17 protein-coding genes are annotated in these 18048 nt (G+C 69.4%); 8 read left to right on the top strand and 9 right to left on the bottom strand.

Annotated elements, in window-relative coordinates; translation table 11 throughout:
- Positions 1–33 precede the first annotated feature (33 nt).
- From ACWV17_RS16465 to ACWV17_RS16455, 3 genes are all read left to right on the top strand, one after another.
- The gene (locus ACWV17_RS16465) at positions 34–432 is read left to right on the top strand and encodes a hypothetical protein (protein ID WP_455360307.1); all 399 of its coding nucleotides are present in this window, start codon (positions 34–36) and stop codon (positions 430–432) included.
- Positions 432–2915 (top strand): DUF4132 domain-containing protein, encoded by a 2484-nt coding sequence (locus ACWV17_RS16460; RefSeq protein WP_455360306.1) that lies wholly within the window; start codon positions 432–434, stop codon positions 2913–2915. The genes ACWV17_RS16465 and ACWV17_RS16460 overlap by 1 nt, the downstream gene beginning before the upstream one ends.
- A 126-nt stretch (positions 2916–3041) precedes the next feature.
- On the top strand, positions 3042–3866 hold the full coding sequence (locus ACWV17_RS16455; RefSeq protein WP_455360305.1) for a glutamate ABC transporter substrate-binding protein: 825 nt from the start codon (positions 3042–3044) through the stop codon (positions 3864–3866).
- 88 nt (positions 3867–3954) lie between these two features.
- Here the strand turns inward: ACWV17_RS16455 and ACWV17_RS16450 are convergent, their stop codons facing one another.
- The 6 genes from ACWV17_RS16450 to ACWV17_RS16425 all read right to left on the bottom strand — a co-directional run bounded on the left by ACWV17_RS16450 (position 3955) and on the right by ACWV17_RS16425 (position 8726).
- Entirely contained in the window at positions 3955–4272 is a 318-nt protein-coding gene (locus ACWV17_RS16450; protein ID WP_455360304.1) for a helix-turn-helix domain-containing protein, read from the bottom strand.
- 382 nt (positions 4273–4654) lie between these two features.
- Positions 4655–5413 carry a succinate dehydrogenase iron-sulfur subunit gene (locus tag ACWV17_RS16445; protein WP_455360303.1) on the bottom strand — a complete coding sequence of 253 codons (759 nt, stop codon included), beginning with the start codon at positions 5411–5413 and terminating at the stop codon, positions 4655–4657.
- On the bottom strand, positions 5413–7167 hold the full coding sequence (sdhA, locus tag ACWV17_RS16440) for a succinate dehydrogenase flavoprotein subunit (RefSeq protein WP_455360302.1): 1755 nt from the start codon (positions 7165–7167) through the stop codon (positions 5413–5415). The genes ACWV17_RS16445 and sdhA overlap by 1 nt, the downstream gene beginning before the upstream one ends.
- A 22-nt stretch (positions 7168–7189) precedes the next feature.
- On the bottom strand, positions 7190–7666 hold the full coding sequence (locus ACWV17_RS16435) for a succinate dehydrogenase hydrophobic membrane anchor subunit (RefSeq protein WP_455352558.1): 477 nt from the start codon (positions 7664–7666) through the stop codon (positions 7190–7192).
- Positions 7667–7671: 5 nt separating this feature from the next.
- Positions 7672–8052, bottom strand: coding sequence for a succinate dehydrogenase, cytochrome b556 subunit (sdhC, locus tag ACWV17_RS16430; RefSeq protein WP_455352559.1), 381 nt, complete (start codon positions 8050–8052; stop codon positions 7672–7674).
- Between the two features lie 194 nt (positions 8053–8246).
- Complete coding sequence (locus ACWV17_RS16425; RefSeq protein WP_455360379.1) at positions 8247–8726, bottom strand: 2-oxo-4-hydroxy-4-carboxy-5-ureidoimidazoline decarboxylase; 480 nt, start codon at positions 8724–8726, stop codon at positions 8247–8249.
- Between the two features lie 215 nt (positions 8727–8941).
- On the opposite strand from ACWV17_RS16425, the gene ACWV17_RS16420 reads away from it, so the two are divergent.
- Both ACWV17_RS16420 and ACWV17_RS16415 read left to right on the top strand, forming a co-directional pair.
- Positions 8942–10567, top strand: a complete 1626-nt coding sequence (locus tag ACWV17_RS16420) for a beta-N-acetylhexosaminidase (protein WP_455360301.1) — start codon at positions 8942–8944, stop codon at positions 10565–10567.
- A gap of 57 nt (positions 10568–10624) precedes the next feature.
- On the top strand, positions 10625–11194 hold the full coding sequence (locus tag ACWV17_RS16415) for a hypothetical protein (protein WP_455352561.1): 570 nt from the start codon (positions 10625–10627) through the stop codon (positions 11192–11194).
- A gap of 106 nt (positions 11195–11300) precedes the next feature.
- Here the strand turns inward: ACWV17_RS16415 and ACWV17_RS16410 are convergent, their stop codons facing one another.
- Complete coding sequence (locus tag ACWV17_RS16410; protein ID WP_455360300.1) at positions 11301–12593, bottom strand: amidohydrolase family protein; 1293 nt, start codon at positions 12591–12593, stop codon at positions 11301–11303.
- A gap of 81 nt (positions 12594–12674) precedes the next feature.
- Positions 12675–14099: an MFS transporter gene (locus ACWV17_RS16405; protein WP_455360299.1), complete on the bottom strand. Its 1425-nt coding sequence runs from the start codon at positions 14097–14099 to the stop codon at positions 12675–12677.
- A 66-nt stretch (positions 14100–14165) separates the two neighbouring features.
- Between ACWV17_RS16405 and ACWV17_RS16400 the strand changes: the two genes are divergently transcribed.
- Positions 14166–14468 (top strand): putative quinol monooxygenase, encoded by a 303-nt coding sequence (locus ACWV17_RS16400; protein WP_455360298.1) that lies wholly within the window; start codon positions 14166–14168, stop codon positions 14466–14468.
- 25 nt (positions 14469–14493) lie between these two features.
- Positions 14494–15327, top strand: a complete 834-nt coding sequence (locus ACWV17_RS16395) for a MurR/RpiR family transcriptional regulator (protein WP_455352569.1) — start codon at positions 14494–14496, stop codon at positions 15325–15327.
- A gap of 90 nt (positions 15328–15417) precedes the next feature.
- Here the strand turns inward: ACWV17_RS16395 and ACWV17_RS16390 are convergent, their stop codons facing one another.
- On the bottom strand, positions 15418–16521 hold the full coding sequence (locus ACWV17_RS16390; RefSeq protein ID WP_455360297.1) for an Lrp/AsnC family transcriptional regulator: 1104 nt from the start codon (positions 16519–16521) through the stop codon (positions 15418–15420).
- Between the two features lie 233 nt (positions 16522–16754).
- Here ACWV17_RS16390 and ACWV17_RS16385 point away from each other — a divergent pair, with 233 nt between their 5' ends.
- Positions 16755–18038 (top strand): amidohydrolase, encoded by a 1284-nt coding sequence (locus ACWV17_RS16385; RefSeq protein ID WP_455360296.1) that lies wholly within the window; start codon positions 16755–16757, stop codon positions 18036–18038.
- Positions 18039–18048 lie beyond the last annotated feature (10 nt).

Here is an 18048-nt window from a genome sequence, read left to right as displayed (position 1 = left end):
CGGTTGTCAGTGCCGGGTCCTACTCTCCTGGGCATGGGAATGGTGACGTTCGTCGACGAGACGACATCGGGGGGCCGCACCGACGGCTGGGGGCTGGAGATCGCGGAGGAGCGGCTCGCGGTGCGCGAGCTGATCCGGCGGCGGGTCTTCCAGGAGGTCGCGGAGTTCAACGCCCGCCCGTCGGGCACCGGTACGTTCCGGGGGCTGGTGCGGCCGACGGACACCGAGCGCACGCTGAACGGGCACGAGGTACGCACGCCGCGCCGGATGGACCCGGAGCGGCAGTGCGAGCTGGCGCTCGCCGCCTTTGAGCGGGGCGGCTTCCTGGTGCTGGTCGGAGACCGGCAACTGGAGGAGCTGGACGCGGAGACCGACCTGCCGCTGGGCACGGAGGTCACGTTCCTGAAGCTCGTCCCGCTGGTGGGTGGGTGATGGCGTCGCGCTACCCGGAACGGGTCGAGACGGTCGGCCGGCTGGCCGCCGAGGGCAACATGGGTGAGCTCGGCGACGAGTTGCTCAAGATCGCGATCACCAACGAGAACCGCTGGGACGGCGACGGTGTGACGGTGCTCGGCACCATACGGGCGCTCGCCGAGGCCGACCGTCTCCGGCTGGCCAACGCGCTGGTGGCGCGCAGTCGGTCGTACCTGGAGGGAATGCCGACCCACACCCACGCACTGACCCTGCTCGGGGTCCTCGCCAGGGACCTGCCCGAGGATCTGCTCTCCACGGAGCGGCTGCGGCGGCTGGAGCACTACGGGTCCATGCACTCCACCTGGTCGGTGCACGAGTTGAAGATCCTCGCGGCCGCCGAGGTGGCCGCGGGCCGCGCGCTGCCGGACCGGGTGGTGGCCGTCATCCGACGCACCGTCATGGATCGGTACCACCGGGACGCCGAGCTGGACGCGCTGATCGCCGCGCATCCGGACCCGGCGGTCAACCCCGGTGAGGCGTGGGCCGACCGCGCGCTCGCGGACCTCGCCGGGCTCGGAGCCGACTGGCGCGCGCTCGTCGGGCACGCGGCCACCGCGACCGCCGCCAGGCCCACCGCCAGGTGGGAGACCGCGGCGCGGGCCCTGGTCGGCCGGCTCGACGCCCACGAGGTACGGGACGCCGTGGTGGCGTGGCTCGGCCTGGTGGGCCGTCCGCGTACCCAGCCGTACAACGGGGCGCCGCACGTCCTCGCGGAGAACGACGCCTACGACCCGTACAACGCCAACGTCCTGCGCGGGCTCGCCTGGGTGCTGTCCCTGCTGCCGCCGGAGCCGGGAACGGCCCGCGCGCTGGGCGCGCTTGTCGAGACCTCGCTGCGCAAGGTCGCCGGGCTCGGCCCGCGCAACCCCAAGGTCGCCAACGCGGGGGTCACCGCGCTCGCCCGCATCGAGGGCGAAGCGGCGCTCGCCGAGCTGGCCCGCCTCGCCACCCGCGTCACGTACAAGGGCACGCTCAAGCTGCTGGGCGCCGCGCTCGACTCACGCGCCACCTCGCTCGGGATGAGCCGCGAGGAGATCGAGGAGCTCGCCGTCCCGGCGTACGGGCTCACCGGGGCCGGCCGTGCCGTGCACCGGCTGGGCGACTGCACCGCCGAGCTGACCGTGACCGGCAGCCGGACCCGGCTGACCTGGCTGAACGCCACCGGCAAGCAGGTCAAGGCCCCGCCCGCCGCGGTGAAGCGCGACCATCCCGACGAGCTCAAGGAGCTCAAGGCGGCAGCCAAGGACATCGACAAGATGCTGAGTGCCCAGGCCGAGCGCCTGGACCGGCAGTTCCTGGCCCGCAGGACCTGGACGTACAAGGCCTGGCGCGAGCGGTACCTCGATCACCCCCTCGTCGGCACTCTGGCCCGTCGGCTGCTGTGGACCGTGGACGGGAGGGCATGCGGCTTCGCCGACGGCGAGCTGCGCGGCCTGAGCGACGACCCGGTGGCCGTGGGCGCCGAGGGCGGCACCGTCGAGCTGTGGCATCCCGTCGGCCGGCCGGTCGCGGAGGTGGTCGCCTGGCGCGACTGGCTCGAACGGCACGGGATCACCCAGCCGTTCAAGCAGGCGCACCGCGAGGTGTACCTGCTCACCGACGCCGAGCGGAACACCGGCACGTACTCCAACCGCTTCGCCGCGCACATCCTGCGCCAGCACCAGTTCCACTCGCTGGCGGCCGTGCGCGGCTGGCGCAATGTGCTGCGGCTCTGCGTCGACGACAGCGCACCGCCCGCCACCCGTGAACTGCCGCAGTGGGGGCTGCGCGCCGAGTACTGGATCGAGGGCGACGGCGGCGAGTACGGCGTGGACACCACCGAGTCCGGCAGCTACCTCCGCCTGCGTACCGACCAGGTGCGCTTCTATCCGATCGACGCCCCGGAGAACCTCGCGAGCTGCTACGGCGGCGAGTACGGCATGTGGCTGCGGGACGGCCGGGCGCCGGTCGAGCCGCTGCCTCTGGGCGACATACCGGAGATCGTGCTCAGCGAAGTCCTGCGGGACGTCGACCTGTTCGTGGGCGTGGCAAGCGTGGGCAACGATCCCACCTGGCTGGACGGCGGCCCCGGCGGCCGGTTCCGGGAGTACTGGACGTCGTACGGCTTCGGCGAGCTGAACCAGAGCGCCGAGACCCGCCGGGAACTCCTCACCCGGCTCGTCCCGCGGCTCGCGATGGCCGACCGGTGCACGATCGAGGGCCGGTTCCTGCATGTGCGGGGCGAGTTGCACACGTACAAGATCCACCTCGGCTCGGGCAACATCCTGATGACCCCGCACGACCAGTACCTGTGCATCGTCCCCAAATCGGGCGGCGGCGGCCCGGACACCGGCTACCTGCCGTTCGAGGGCGACCGCACACTGGCGGTCATCCTCAGCAAGGCGATGATGCTGGCCAAGGACAGGGAGATCACCGATCCGACGATCCTCAGCCAGCTGTGAGGCGACCCGGACACGCATCGAGCCGGATCGTGATGCTCAATTCTTGGTCAGATCTATGGACGCTGCGCTTACGGCCTCTCTAGCGTCTTGCAGCCAGGCAACGCAGCAGCCCGAAGGACGTTCGCCATGAAGTTTTCCCAGGCAGGCGTCGCGGTCGCCGCGGTCGTCGCCCTCGCCCTGACCGTCTCCGCGTGCGGAGGCGATGGCGATGGGGACGGCACGGACACGATTACCATCGGCATCAAGTTCGACCAGCCCGGCCTCGGACTGAGAACGCCGGACGGCAGGTTCACCGGCTTCGACGTGGACGTCGCGACGTACGTGGCCAAGGAGCTCGGTTATCAGCCGGACCGGATCGAGTTCAAGCAGGTCTACAGCGCCGACCGTGAGGTGATGATCCAGTTCGGGCAAGTGGACTTCGTCGTCGCGAGCTACTCGATCAGTGACAAGCGCAAGGAGAAGGTCGACTTCGCCGGCCCGTACTTCGTGGCCCACCAGGACCTCCTGATCCGTGCCGACGAGAGCAGCATCACGGAGGCCGAGGATCTCAACAGCAAGAGGCTGTGCTCGGTCACCGGCTCCACCTCGGCGCAGAACGTCAAGGACAAGCTGGCCCCGAAGGCCGCTCTGCTGAAACTCGACGGCTACTCCGAGTGCCTCGACGCCCTGCACGACACCGTTCTCGACGCCGTGACCACGGACAACTCCATCCTGGCCGGCTACGCCGCTCAGCCGGCGAACCAGGGCAAGTTCAAGCTCGCGGGCCTGAATCTGAGCAACGAGAAGTACGGCATTGGTCTGAAGAAGGGCGACAAGGAGCTCCAGACCAAGATCAACTCGGCGTTGAAGAAGATGGTCCAGGACGGTTCTTGGGAGAGGTACGTGAACGCCAACTTCGGCCCGGCCAACTACGAGAACGAACCTGCCCCGCGGATCACCGAAGGCGGCTGACGCGTTCTGGCAGATGCGCGCGGCGGAACGGGCGTGCGCGCCCCGCCACTCACAGGGGTGCAAACCGTGTCGCTGTCAGTCTGACCTGTCAGGCCACTACCACCCGGGTCCCGTTGAAGTTGGCGACGATCTCCAACTCGCCGCCCAGCGCTGCGACATATGCCGCTACGGTCCCCACTTCCGTGGATGTGGCCCTGCCTCGCTCGATGGCGGACACTCGCTCCTGCCTCACATGCATCCGGTCGGCCACTTCGCGTTGAGTGAGACCGAGCTGCTTGCGCATCTCGGCGAGCCGGTGGGCGCGCGCCTCTGCCACCATGCGCCGGGCCCCTGCGGTGATCTCCTCGAGGTCCTCAGCGTCGAAGACCTCGTCCTTGACCTCGTCCCAGGAGTGGAAGCTGGTCATTGCTGTGCCTCCTTCTTCTGCCGCTGAGCAAGGTGCTCCAGCCACTCGGCACAGCGTGCCTCGGCCAGCGGCCCAGAATCGCGGTGGTGCGGTCGTTCTTCCTGAGCTCGTGCAGCCAGTCGCGAACCTCCCTGGCCATTTCAAGACGCCAGACCATGAGCCCTCATCCAGCAGTACGTCTCCATACTAGTACGTTGAAGTACTGCGCGCCGTTGTGCCTGTTTCCGCGGTGCGGTTCACCCGATCGAGGTGCACCCGTCCGGCGCGTCCCGCAGCCACTTTCCAGCGGCCCGCGCACAGCCCTCGGCGTACGACGCCGAGGGCCCCGCCGGCCGGAGTGGGTCCGGGTGGCGGGGCCCTCGTACAGCGCGGGCGGAGGGAACTAGAAGCGGCGCGTGATCAGGGCGCGCTTCACTTCCTGGATCGCCTTGGTGACCTCGATGCCGCGCGGGCACGCGTCCGTGCAGTTGAACGTCGTGCGGCAGCGCCACACGCCGTCCTTGTCGTTCAGGATCTCCAGCCGCTGCTCGCCGCCCTCGTCACGCGAGTCGAAGATGAAGCGGTGCGCGTTGACGATCGCCGCCGGGCCGAAGTACTGGCCGTCGTTCCAGAACACCGGGCACGAGGACGTGCACGCGGCGCACAGGATGCACTTGGTGGTGTCGTCGAAGCGCTCTCGGTCCTCGGCGGTCTGCAGGCGCTCGCGGGTCGGCTCGTTGCCCGTCGTGATGAGGAAGGGCATCACGTCGCGGTAGGCCTGGAAGAACGGGTCCATGTCGACCACGAGGTCCTTGAGGACCGTGAGGCCCTTTATGGCCTCGACCGTGATCGGCTTCTCCGGGTTGATGTCCTTGATCAGCGTCTTGCAGGCGAGCCTGTTCTTGCCGTTGATCCGCATCGCGTCGGAGCCGCAGATGCCGTGGGCGCACGAGCGGCGGAAGGTGAGCGAGCCGTCGACGTCCCACTTGATCTTGTGGAGACCGTCGAGCACGCGCTCCTTCGGGTCGATCTCGATCTGGAAGTCCTGCCAGGTCGCCTCGTCCGAGATCTCGGGGTTGAAGCGGCGGATCCGGAACGTGACCGTGATGTACGGGGAGGCGGCGGCTTCGGCCTCCACCTTGTCCAGGGTCGGGGTAGCCATCAGTACTTACGCTCCATCGGCTGGTAGCGGGTCTGGACGACCGGCTTGTAGTCGAGACGGATGGACTCGATGCCGTCGTCGCCGACCTCGCGGTACGCCATGGTGTGGCGCATGAAGTTGACGTCGTCGCGGTTCGGGAAGTCCTCGCGGTAGTGACCGCCGCGGGACTCCTTGCGGGCCAGGGCGGACACGGCCATGACCTCGGCCAGGTCGAGCAGGTTGCCCAGCTCGATGGCCTCCAGCAGGTCCGTGTTGAACCGCTTGCCCTTGTCCTGGATGGACACGCGCAGGTACCGCTCGCGCAGCTCGCCGATCTTCTCGACCGCCGTCTTGATCGTCTGCTCGGTGCGGAACACCATGACGTTGGCGTCCATGGTCTCCTGCAGCTCGCGGCGCAGTTCCGCGACCCGCTCGGTGCCGGTGGAGCTGCGCAGCCGCTCGACCTGGTCGGCGACGAACTGCGCCGGGTTCTCCGGGAGCTCGACGTAGTCGGCCTTCGCGGAGTACTCGGCGGCCGCGATGCCGGCCCGGCGCCCGAAGACGTTGATGTCCAGGAGCGAGTTGGTGCCCAGGCGGTTGGCTCCGTGCACGGAGACGCACGCCACCTCGCCCGCCGCGTACAGACCCGGGACCACCGTCGTGTTGTCGGCGAGGACCTCGCCCTCGACGTTGGTCGGGATGCCGCCCATGGCGTAGTGCGCGGTCGGCTGGATCGGGATCGGGTCCGTGTACGGCTCGATGCCGAGGTACGTACGCGCGAACTCGGTGATGTCCGGGAGCTTGGCGTCGAGCTGCTCCGGCGGCAGGTGGGTGAGGTCCAGGTAGACGTGGTCGCCCTCGGGACCGCAGCCGCGGCCCTCGCGGATCTCCGTGTAGATGGAGCGCGAGACGACGTCACGCGACGCGAGGTCCTTCATGACCGGCGCGTACTTCTCCATGAAGCGCTCGCCGTCCTTGTTGCGGAGGATGCCGCCCTCACCACGGGCGCCCTCCGTCAGCAGGATGCCCATGCGCCAGATGCCCGTCGGGTGGAACTGGAAGAACTCCATGTCCTCCAGCGGCAGACCGCGCCGGTAGCAGGCTGCCTGGCCGTCACCGGTCAGGGTGTGCGCGTTGGACGTCACCTTGAAGAACTTGCCGGTGCCGCCGGACGCGTAGATCACGGCCTTGGCCTGGAAGATGTGGATCTCGCCGGTGGCCAGCTCGTAGGCGACCACACCCGCCGACTTCCGGACGCCGCCGACCTCGGTGATCAGCTGGTCCAGGACGTAGAACTCGTTGAAGAACTCCACGCCCTCCTTGACGCAGTTCTGGTACAGCGTCTGGAGGATCATGTGACCGGTGCGGTCCGCGGCGTAGCAGGACCGGCGGACCGGGGCCTCGCCGTGATTGCGCGAGTGGCCGCCGAAGCGGCGCTGGTCGATGGTGCCGCCCGGGGTCCGGTTGAACGGCAGGCCCATCTTCTCGAGGTCGAGGACGGCGTCGATGGCCTCCTTCGCCAGGATCTCGGCGGCGTCCTGGTCGACCAGGTAGTCACCGCCCTTGACCGTGTCGAAGGTGTGCCACTCCCAGTTGTCCTCCTCCACGTTGGCGAGCGCGGCGGCCATGCCGCCCTGCGCCGCGCCGGTGTGGGAGCGGGTCGGGTAGAGCTTCGTCAGCACGGCGGTGCGGCTGCGCTTCGTCGACTCGATGGCCGCGCGCATGCCGGCTCCGCCGGCGCCGACGATGACGGTGTCGTACTTGTGGATCTTCATGGGTTAAGCCTCAGCCCCGGCTCTAGCGGATGTTCGGGTCGAAGGTGAAGATCACCAGCGTGCCCAGAAGGATGGTGAACACCGTGGCGGTGTAGAGCAGGCCCTTCAGCCAGAGGCGCGTCCGGGGACGCTCCGCGTAGTCGTTGATGACCGTGCGGAGGCCGTTGGCGCCGTGCAGCATCGCGAGCCACAGCATGAGCAGGTCCCAGGTCTGCCAGAACGGCGAGGCCCAGCGGCCGGCCACGAAGGCGAAGCCGATCTTGGAGACGCCGCCGTCGAGCACGAGCTGGATCAGCAGGTGGCCGATGACCAGGACGACCAGCACGATGCCGGACAGGCGCATGAAGAGCCATGCGACCATCTCGAAGTTGCCGCGCGTCGACTTGGGGGTCTTGCGGCTGCGCTGGCGGGGCGGTTCGATGACCGGAGCCGGGTTGTCGGCGTCGTACAGGCTCACGCCCTCGACGGACCCGGTCGAAGATGAGGTGTCAGCGGACATCTGCGTCAGCTCCCGAATACTTCTTGTGCGGCGTGCCCGAGCACGGGGTAGAGCGCCCCGGCCATCAGCACGACCCAGATGCCCATCACGGTCCAGAGCATCTGCTTCTGGTAGCGGGGGCCCTTGGACCAGAAGTCCACAGCGATGACACGCAGGCCGTTCAGCGCGTGGAAGAGGATGGCGGCGACGAGGCCGTACTCCAGCAGCGCGACGAGCGGTGTCTTGTAGGTTGCCACGACATCGTCGTACGCCTCGGGGGAGACGCGGACGAGAGCGGTGTCGAGGACGTGTACGAACAGGAAGAAGAAGATGAGGACGCCGGTGACTCGATGAGCCACCCAGGACCACATACCTTCCCGGCCGCGGTACAGCGTTCCAGCCGGCACGGAAGAACCCTCCGGGAGCGGGGATCAGGGCCTGCCGGCTTCTGTTTGTCGACCAGGCCCGGCCGGGTACGGTCCACCGGCCCTGGCCATCGTAGCGACGACTTGTCGGTTCGCTCGCCCGGGGTCCGCAGGTGTGATCAAACAAGCAATCAAACAGGCACCGATGGGCTATCGGGACAGTCCGAATCGGCCGATTACAGCTGATCTGCCACCAGGTCGGCGAGGCGTCCGCGGGCCAGCCGGCGCAGTTCGTCGGCTGTGACGGCTCTCTCCTCGTCCGCCTCGTTGGCCAGCCGGGAGCGGATTCCGGCCAGTACCTGATCGAGCTGTTCGGACGGCCGTACGGCGTCGAGGCAGATCACGAACGCATGGCCGAAGCGCCTCTCGTACGCCGCGTGGGCCGCCCGCAGTGCGGTGTGCGCCGCCTGCGGGGCGCTGGGGTGGAGGTCGGCGGAGTCCTCGGCGGCCAGCGCCTCGGCGAGGTCGGCGGCGGCGAGGTCGTAACTGGCCTCGTCGGCCGCCGCGAGCAACGCGGCGACATCGGGGTAGGGGCGGTGGGTGGCCAGCCGGTGCGCCCAGCGGCGGCTGCCGCAGCAGGCGAGCAGGGCGGCCTCGGCGGCGCCGTCGGGAGCGGCGTTGAAGCGGACGAGTCCGCCGCTGCTCCGGGCCGGTATGGCGGCATGGCCGAGGCCGTGCTGACCCTGAGTGGAGGGAGGCAGCGTGAGCTCCTGGGAAGGATGGGGTGGATGTGACCCCACGCTATCGACGGCTGGGGAAACCTGTCCGACGGATGCGCGAATTTCACCCGGAAGGGAGAGTTTGAGAACCTGAAGTGGACGCCTTATGTGGTACTTGGTCCTTTTCAGGCTCTGTGGGAGGTAAGTGGCTGATGTGGAATTCGCGCGGTGCCCTCACCGCAGGCGGGCTCGTCGCCGGTGCTGCCGTTCTCTCGGTCGGCGTGGCCGTCTGGCCGGACGGGACGGGCACGAGCGGCGCGAGGACCCCGACCGACGGCACGGTGGCCGCCCCGCAGGCCCCGGCCGCGCCGAGTCCCACGTATCCGGTGTCCACGGCTCCCCGCACCATCCCGTCCGTACGTTCGCACGAAGAGGCGCGCGGCCCCGGCTGGAAGCCCGCCCCCACCGCCCGCGTCCTCGTCGCCAAGGGCAGCGAGGCCCTCGCCGACGAGGCCAAGCTCCTCTCCGGCGAGCTGAAGCTCCGCTACGCGGGCGGCGTCGCCGCCCGCGCCGGCGACATCGAGCTCGCGCTCACGCCGAAACCGAAGCAGCCCGGGGACGCGCGGGCCGCCGCCGAGTCGTACACGCTCACGACCAAGGACCGGCGGGTGCGGATCACCGGCTCCGGCGAGGCCGGCGTCTTCTACGGCACCCGCACCCTGAAGCAGGCGGTGCGCGCCGACGGGCAGATGCCCGAGGGTGTCGTGACCGAGGGGCCGGACCGCCCGCAGCGCGGCCTGAACGTCGACATCGCGCGCAAACACTTCAGCGCCGAGTGGATCGAGGACCGGCTGCGCGAGATGGCCGACCTCAAGCTCAACCAGCTCGGTCTGCACTTCTCCGACGACCAGGGCTTCCGTATCGAGTCCACCTCGCACCCCGAGATCGTCTCCGAGCAGCATCTGACCAAGGCCGAGGTACGGCGGATCGTCGCCCTCGCCCAGCGGCTGCACATCACCGTTGTCCCCGAGATCGATTCCCCCGGACACCTGGGCGCGGTCCTGCGCGCGCACCCCTCGCTCCAGCTGAAGGACGCGAGCGGGGCGCCCACGCGCGGAGCCATCGACATCTCCCAGCCGGCTTCGGCCAGGATCGTCGACGATCTGCTCCGCGAGTACAGCCCGCTCTTCCCTGGCGGGTACTTCCACCTCGGCGCCGACGAGTACCAGGCGCTGGTCAAGAAGGACCCCGAGGCCTCCTATCCGCAGCTCGCCGCGGCCGCCCGGCAGAAGTACGGCGCGAACGCGCGGATCCAGGACCTGGCGACGGGCTGGCTGAACGACCGGGCCGCGGTGGTGCGTCCGCTCGGCAAGCAGCCCAAGGCGTGGAACGACGGGTTCTTCCGGGGCGGGGTGGTGACCGCGGACAAGAACATCGAGGTCGAGTACTGGACGGGCAAGGAGATCGGGGCGCGGGAGCCGGTCGGGTACCTCGCGGAGGGCCGCAAGGTCGTCAACCTCAACGACGAGTTCCTGTACTACGTCCTCGGTGAGCCCAATGAGTTCACCTATCCGGACGGCCGGCGGATCTACGAGCAGTGGACGCCGCTGGTGTTGCGCGGCACCCAGCCGGTGCCGCAGCGCTACTCGGACCAGATCCTGGGCGGCCGGCTGGCCGTGTGGTGCGACCTTGCGAACGCGCAGACCCAGGAACAGGTGGCCGCGGGCATCCGGCTGCCGCTGCACGCGGTGGCCCAGAAGCTGTGGGACCCGCGTGAACCAGCCCGGACCTGGGGCGAGTTCACTGCGCTGGCGGACAAGGTGGACAGCGCGCAGTGACGCAATCGCGCGCCCGGACGCAGTAAGGGGAGTACTGCGTCCGCGACGGGAGACTCAATGAGCCTGGTGGAACTGATCGCACGGGCGGATGAACGGGGCCTGGCCGCGAGCGGGCTCGCCTGCCTCGACCGGTGCCTGCCGCTGTTCGTGGAGGAGGCCGGTGTACTGCGCCCGCTGTGGGCGGGCGTCGCGGTCGGCGAGGAGGACTGGGCGGAGCGGCTGACCGCGGCCCGGGACGCCCTCGAAGGCAGTGCCGCCACCGGCGAGTCGGCGGCCCTGGTACGGCAGATGCTGGGCGCCGCGCCCTCGGAGTGGGCCGAGGCGCCGCTGCGGGAGTGGGCGGACGCCTGCTCGGTCGTGGCACTGGAGATCCACCACCGGCTGGACGCGGGGGACCCGGGCGATGAGGACGCCGACGCCGAGCGGCTGACGAGCTGCCGTGAAGGAGACACGGACGGCGCCGGCCCGCTCGTCGCGGGTGAACTCAGGCGCCAGACCGAGATCCTGGAAATCCTCGCGGACCCGTCGGCCGGCGGCGCGGGGCTGCGCCGGGCCCTGGACCTCTCGACCGAGGGGCAGCGAGTGCTGCGCGCGGTGGTCTCCCGCAGGGCGAGGGCCCAGGGCTGAGCGGAGCGCCGTGCGAGATGTCGGTCGGCGGCCACGTGCGCCACGGCCGGGGCACCGGAGCACGCGCAGACCGCGCGGCAGGCGGGCAGACAGGCGGGCAGACCTGTCACGCCTGGGCCGACGGAGTGTTCAGGGCCAGCGCGTTCTTGAAGATCACGCCGTCTTTCATGATCAGCACGAGGTTCTGCTCGGGTTCGGTGAGGATCGCGAGATCTTTCAGCGGGTCGCCGTCGATCAGCAGGATGTCGGCCAGTGCGCCTTCCTCGATCACGCCGAGCTTGCCCGGGTAGGGGTTCCGCGGGCCGGACATGGCAAGGATCTGCGCGTTGTTGGAGGTTGCCTGGCGCAGGATCTCGGCGGGCGTGAACCATTTGGTGCGGTGGATGAACTCCTCGTTGATCCGGGCGAGGAGTTCGGGCGAGGTGACGATGTCCGAACCGAAGCCGATCCGGTCGAAGCCGACCGCCTTCGCGGCGGTGAACATCTTGTCGATCCCCTCGTATGCCTGCCGATGCCTGTCCGCCTGGTCGTCGGTGAAGCCGTTCGGGCGGATCGTGTAGATGATGACCTGCGGACTCAGCCAGGTACCCGCCTCCTTCATGACACGCAAGGTGTCCTCGTCCAGCAGGTTGCCGTGCTCGATGCAGCGCACGCCCGCGGCGATCGCCCGGCGTACACCGGCGGGGTTGTAGACATGGGCGGTGACGTACGTGTTCCAGTCGGCGGCCGCCCGCACCGCCGCCTCGATCTCCTCGCTCGTGAACTCGGTGACGTCGAGCGGGTCACGCTCGGAGCCGCATCCGCCGCCGACTGCGATCTTGATCTGGCTGGCCCCACGCCCCAGCGCGTGCCGCACACCGCGGAGTACCTCGGGGACGCCGTCGACGACGATGTGGTGCTGCATCTTGGCCATCTGCGACTGTTCTCCGCCGACCAGGCGGGAGGGTTCGGCCGGTCCGCTGAGGTCGGCGTGGCCCGAGGTCTGCGAGAACATCGGGCCCGAGGGGTAGATGCGCGGGCCTTCGGCGATGCCCCGGTCGATGGCCAGCTTGAGGGAGAAGCTGTTCCCGGCGGCGTCGCGGATGGTGGTGTAGCCGCGGGAGAGGTAGAGCTTCGCCATCGCGGCGCCCTGGATGGCGTGGTAGAGCGCGTCGGTCCGCGCGCCCTCGCTGATGGAGAGCTGGAACATCACGTGTGAGTGCGCGTCGATGAATCCGGGTGACAGAGTCCGTCCGCCCGCGTCGACGACCGTCGCACCGTCGGGTGCGGTGACGGACCGTGCGATGCGGGTGATGCGGTTTCCCTCGACGAGTACGCTCTTGGGATCCGTGAGGGCCTCGGACATACCGTCGTACACGCGCGCGTTCTCGAACAGCACGGCGCTGGGTGACTGGTTCACGATTCTTCGTCGCTCTCTGTTTCGTGGGGCGGCGCCGCCGGGGGCAGGCGGCGCCGCACCGGAAGATCTGGTGGTCGCCCGTCAGGCGGTGGGTGGGGCGATCTGTTCGAGGCTGCGGCCGGCAGTGCGTTCGCCGAAGGCGAGGGTCACGGTGACGGCGACGGCCAGAGCGCCGACCAGGCAGAGGAAGACGCCGCTGAAGCCGATGCTCTTGTAGAGGTAGCCGATGGCGATGGGCGAGATTATCGCGCCGATGCGGGCGACCGCGGAGGCGGCGCCGGTGCCGGTGGTGCGGATCTCCGTGGGGTACTGCTCGACGGTGTACGCGTAATACGCGGCGGCCGCGCCGCTTACGAACGCCGAGAGGAACATGGTGGCGACGAGCAGCACCGCGGAATGCGTCGCGAGGGCCACTCCCAGCGCGGAGAGTGCGGCGCCGGCGGCGTAGCCGGCGATGACCCACTTGCGCTCGAAGCGGTCGATGAGGGAGGCGGCGGCGTAGTAGCCGGGGACCTGCGCGCAGGCCGTGGCAAGGGAATAGACGAAGGACGTCGTGATGCTGAAGCCCTTGTCCTGGACCAGCAAGGCGGGCAGCCAGCTGGCGAAGCCGTAGTTGACGCCGGTCATGGTGAACCAGAGCACCCAGAGGACCGCGGTGCGGCGGGCCATGGGGCCGGCCCACAAGGCGGCGAGCTGGCCGAGGACGCCTGGCCGATCCGATTCCGCCGTGGGCTGCGTCGGGGGCGGGGTTTCCTCCACCACGGCGGCCTGCGCCTGGGAGGGCGCCTCGCTCCGGCCGCTCTCCTTCTCGAAGCGTTCGATGACGGCGGCGGCCTCGGCGACCCGGCCTTGGGAGAGCAGGAAGCGGGGGGACTCGGGGAGGCTCTTGCGCCACCACAGCAGCAGTACGACCGGTAGGGCGGTGACGCCGGCGGCGATACGCCAGCCGACCTCCGGCTGCGGCGCGATGAGCAGTGCTGCCACGAGCCCGGCCAGGATGTAGCCGAACGCGAAGAAGCCGACGGTGCGTCCGACGAACCGGCCGCGGTGCGCAGGCGGGATGAACTCGGCGATGAACGGGGCGACGAGGACGCTCTCGGCGCCCAGGCCGACGCCGGCCAGCACCCGCCAGACGAACAGCTCGGTCGGCGTCGTGGCGGTGGCCATGAGCACGCTGAAGACGCTGAAGACGAGCAGGGCGATGATCATCAGGCGTCGGCGTCCATACCGGTCGGCGAGCACTCCGGCGACCAGGGCGCCGACCAGATAGCCGAAGAACACGGCGGAGAGCAGCCAGCCGGCGGTCTCCGAGCTGATGTGCCACAGCACGATGACGGCGGAGAGCGCGTAGCCCATCAGCGCGCCGTCGAACGAGTCGATCGCGTATCCCAGTCCGCCCTGGAACATGAGCCGTCGGTGCGGGCGGGACACCTCGAGGCCGTCGAGCCGGTCCAGCAGTTGCTGGGAGCCGACAGCGGGAACTGCGGTGGAGTCAGGAAGGGTCACGGCATCTCCAGGAAGAAGGTGGCGCAACGTTAGATGCATCGGATCGAGCCATGCAATAGTTGATGCATGATGTTTACCGTTCTCACCCTGCGACCCAAGCCCGGACACGTCGACGAGGTGGTGGCCTATTACCGTCGGCACCGGATCCTGGAGGTGTCAGGCGCGCAGGCCGCCCAGCTTCTGGTGAGCCGTGACGACCCGCGCGAGATCGTCGTCACCGCGGTATGGCCCGACGCGGCCGACTACGAGCGGTGGCTGGCGGACCCCGAACGCGCCCGGTTCGGCTCCGGCCTTGCCCACTGCTTCGACTCCGAGGACGACGCCCGCTCCCGGAGCTACCAGGTCGTCCATGACACAATCTCGGCCTGATCGGGGAGACCCGGGAGGAGGGGGAATGTCGATCGAGAGCTGGCTCACCGGCCTGGACGGCTACGCGTCGCTCGGTCCCCAGGCGGGCCGAGTGGTGAAGGTCCTCGCTCGCGAGCCGGGGTTCGCCGCCTACGCCGCCGCGCGCGAGGTGGCCGAGCGAGCCGGCGTGAACGTCTCCACCGTCGTACGCACCGCCCAACAACTCGGCTTCGACGGCTGGCCCGGGCTGCGCCAGGATCTGCGCGACTGTTACATCGACTCATTGAGCGCGGGCGGCCTCGGCACAGGGCCGGCTACCGACCCCGCCGTCCAGATGCTTCGCCGTGACGCCGCCAACGTCGCAGCGCTCATGGAGCCGGTCACGACCGAGGCCATCCGCGCAGTCGCCGGCGTCATGGCCTCCGCCCGCCGTACCGTCATCGCCGGCTCGGGAAGCGCCGCCGGTCCCGCGCACGTCCTCGCCTATCCGGGCATGGCCATGGGGTACGACATCCAGCTCGCCCTGGGCGCGGCCACCGTGCAGGCCGCGCAGGTCACTCACCTGGGCAAGGGCGACTGCCTGTTGGTGATCAACATGTGGCGGCTCACCCGGGCGCAACTCGCACTCACCCGACTCGCTCATGAGGCCGGGGTCACCGTCTGCGTGCTCACGGAACTGCGCTCCACCCCCCTGGCCGACCACGCCGACCACGTCATCGTGGTGCCAACCGAAGCCGTACGCGGCCTCACCTCCGTGACCGCCATGGTCAGCGCCGTCCAGGCGATCGTCGCAGAGCTGGCCGAGCCTGCGGCGGTCCGCGCGTTCAGCCGGGTGGAACGCGCCTGGCACGACATGAATCTGATAGAGGATCAGAACTGATCGGCCCGTGCGACGGTCCGATGTCGAGTTGGCCGGCCTGCCGGCACCGGGCCTGACCTGCTGCTTTCTGTCGGCCGGCGGGCTTCGTGCCTACGACTCCCTCGCCCCGTTGAGGTCCGTTCCCGATCCACTGTCGGCAGGTAGCGCGAGGGGGATGTGGTGGGTGGCGCGGCCGAGGGGGTCGAGGAGCCAGCCCATGCGTTTGGGGGTGTGGAGGGTGATGGTGCGGTCCTTGACCTCCAGGTGAGGAAAGCGGTCGGCGAGGAGGTTCTCGAAGGTGCTGATGCCATGGAGGTCGTGGACCCAGACCATGACGAGGAGGTTGTGGGGGCCGCTGACGGAGACGGAGAGGCGGACCTGTTCCATGCGGGCGAGTGCGGCGCCGGTGTGTTCGAGGTGGGGGTGCGGGACGGCGGCCCGGTAGAGGGCCACGGCGCGGTATCCGGCCAGCGGGTGGGCGAAGTCGCAGCGCAGGGTGATCTCGCGGTCGCGGAGCATGCGTAGGAGACGTCGGCGGGCGGTGTACTCGCTCACGCCGATCGCGGTGCCGAGTTCCTTGTAGCCGAGGCGGCCGTCGTGGCCGAGTGCGGTGCGCAGTGCGGTGTCCTGCGGGGTGAGCCGGCTGCGCATGTGGGTGCTGTAGGTGCTGGGGGTCACATGGGGGGTGCTGCCGGATCCCGGCAGCAGTGCCCTGCTTGCGGGCCCGAGGGCGCGGGTGCGCCAGTTGCTGCCTTCGCCGAAGAGGGTCAGGCCGAGGCGGGTGTTGGTGGCGCGGACGCCTCGTAGGTGGCCGATGGTGCCGTGGACCGCCCTGCCCAGGGAGTGGAGGTCGGTCGCGGCGACGGAGAGGAACAGATCGAAGTCGCCCGCCGTCTCGTCGACGCTGAGGATCCAGGGCAGCTGGGTGAGCGCGTGGCTGACGGAGTCGAACTGCCGTGGCATGCAGCGGACTTCGACGTAGGCGACGGTGGCGGTGTGGGGTGTCTCGTACGCGGTGATCCAGGCCAGTCCTTGTGCGCGCAGTCGTTCCCAGTGGCGGGCGGCGGTCGTGGCGTCGATGCCCAGGGCCCGGCCGAGCTGCGTCCATGTGGCACGGGGTGAGGACTGCAGGGCGTCGATGAGCGCCAGATCCAGCTCGGAGAAGCCGGTATCGGATTCCTGTGGATCTGCTTGCTCAGCGCTGTTTTCCTGCAACTTCCCGGCCCTTCTGCAAGTGAGTCGCACCATGTGGGGACTCCCCGCCACGGTCGAGTATCGGCCATTTGCTGGAAGGAGTGCCGGTGCTCGTTTCTGGCCCTGGGGGCAGTGATCGCTGCGGTGAAGGCCTGGTTCACCCCGCAGGACACTGCCTCCTTCCTCGCTACGGCCGACGACCGCATTCGTGCCGGGGCCCTGGAGTGTCCTCCCTCGATGGAAAAGGAACTGTCATGACGTCGACCCATCACCCCCTGCTCGCCGGTCTGGCGGATCTGCTGCCCGGCCTGCGTGGCCTGTATGAGGACCTGCACGCCCACCCCGAGCTCTCCTTCCAGGAGAAGCGCACTGCCCAGGTCGTCGCAGACCGGCTGCGCGGGCAGGGCTGGGATGTCACTGAGGGGGTGGGCGGTACCGGCGTGGTCGGTGTGCTGCGCTCCGGTGAGGGGCCGGCGGTGTTGTTGCGCGCGGACATGGACGCTCTTCCGGTCAAGGAGGAAACCGGTCTTCCGTACGCCTCCACCGCCACGGCCGTCAACGATGACGGCGAGACGGTGCCGGTCATGCATGCCTGTGGGCATGACATGCACGTCACCTGTCTGCTGGGTGCGACGGCGCTGCTGGCCGCCAACCGGGGTGCCTGGCACGGCACCGTGGTGGCGGTGTTCCAGCCCGCCGAGGAGGTGGGCGGGGCACCCGCGATGATCGAGGACGGTTTCCTGGAGCGGTTCCCCCGCGCCGAGGTGTGTCTGGGGCAGCATGTGGCACCGGTTCCGCTCGGCTACGCCGGTACTCGGCACGGCACGGTGATGGGAGCCTCCGACAACCTGCACGTGCGGCTGTTCGGTACGGGCGGGCACGGGTCGGTGCCCGAGACCACTGTGGACCCGGTGGTGATGGCCGCCGCGATCGTCATGCGGCTGCAGACGGTGGTGTCCCGCGAGGTGGGCGCGAGCCAGATGGCCGTGGTCACCGTGGGTGCGATCCAGGCCGGGACGAAGGAGAACATCATCCCGGACACCGCCGACCTGAAGATCAATATCCGGAGCGCCGCCCCGGCGGTGCGCGAGAAGGTGCTCACCGCCGTGAAGCGCATCATCCGGACCGAGGCGATGGCGTCCGCGGCGCCACGCGAACCGGAGATCACCGAGCTGCACAGCTTCCCGATGACCTCCAACGACCCGGCCGCCACCGACCAGGTCCTTGCGGCGATGGCCCACGTCGTGGGCCCGGAGCGGGCGTTCACGCTGCCGCAGCCGCTCACCGGCAGCGAGGACTTCGGGACCTTCGGCGCGGCGCTGGGGGTCCCTTCCGTGTTCTGGTTCTTCGGCGCGCTGGATCCGAAGATCTTCGACGGTTTCCGGCTGGCGGACCTGGTCGACGGAGCGCTTCCGGCGGAGGTCCCCGGCAGCCACTCGCCGCGGTTCGCCCCGCTGCCCGACCCCGCCATCGACACCGGAGTACGACTGATGCTGAGCGCCGCATCCGCATGGCTGACCCACCCCACCGCCAACTGATCGCCGGGAG

Source organism: Streptomyces mabaensis (assembly GCF_053763515.1).
Note: the sequence above shows the minus strand (reverse complement) of the source record. Positions and strands in the feature narration are given on the sequence as shown.

Bases quoted from the DNA above. Each gene is read 5' to 3' on its own strand.
- ACWV17_RS16465 (WP_455360307.1), top strand. From the start codon at position 34: ATGGGAATGGTGACGTTCGTCGACGAGACGACATCGGGGGGCCGCACC.
- ACWV17_RS16460 (WP_455360306.1), top strand. From the start codon at position 432: ATGGCGTCGCGCTACCCGGAACGGGTCGAGACGGTCGGCCGGCTGGCC.
- ACWV17_RS16455 (WP_455360305.1), top strand. From the start codon at position 3,042: ATGAAGTTTTCCCAGGCAGGCGTCGCGGTCGCCGCGGTCGTCGCCCTC.
- ACWV17_RS16450 (WP_455360304.1), bottom strand. From the start codon at position 4,272: ATGACCAGCTTCCACTCCTGGGACGAGGTCAAGGACGAGGTCTTCGAC.
- ACWV17_RS16445 (WP_455360303.1), bottom strand. From the start codon at position 5,413: ATGGCTACCCCGACCCTGGACAAGGTGGAGGCCGAAGCCGCCGCCTCC.
- sdhA (WP_455360302.1), bottom strand. From the start codon at position 7,167: ATGAAGATCCACAAGTACGACACCGTCATCGTCGGCGCCGGCGGAGCC.
- ACWV17_RS16435 (WP_455352558.1), bottom strand. From the start codon at position 7,666: ATGTCCGCTGACACCTCATCTTCGACCGGGTCCGTCGAGGGCGTGAGC.
- ACWV17_RS16420 (WP_455360301.1), top strand. From the start codon at position 8,942: ATGTGGAATTCGCGCGGTGCCCTCACCGCAGGCGGGCTCGTCGCCGGT.
- ACWV17_RS16415 (WP_455352561.1), top strand. From the start codon at position 10,625: ATGAGCCTGGTGGAACTGATCGCACGGGCGGATGAACGGGGCCTGGCC.
- ACWV17_RS16400 (WP_455360298.1), top strand. From the start codon at position 14,166: ATGATGTTTACCGTTCTCACCCTGCGACCCAAGCCCGGACACGTCGAC.
- ACWV17_RS16395 (WP_455352569.1), top strand. From the start codon at position 14,494: ATGTCGATCGAGAGCTGGCTCACCGGCCTGGACGGCTACGCGTCGCTC.
- ACWV17_RS16385 (WP_455360296.1), top strand. From the start codon at position 16,755: ATGACGTCGACCCATCACCCCCTGCTCGCCGGTCTGGCGGATCTGCTG.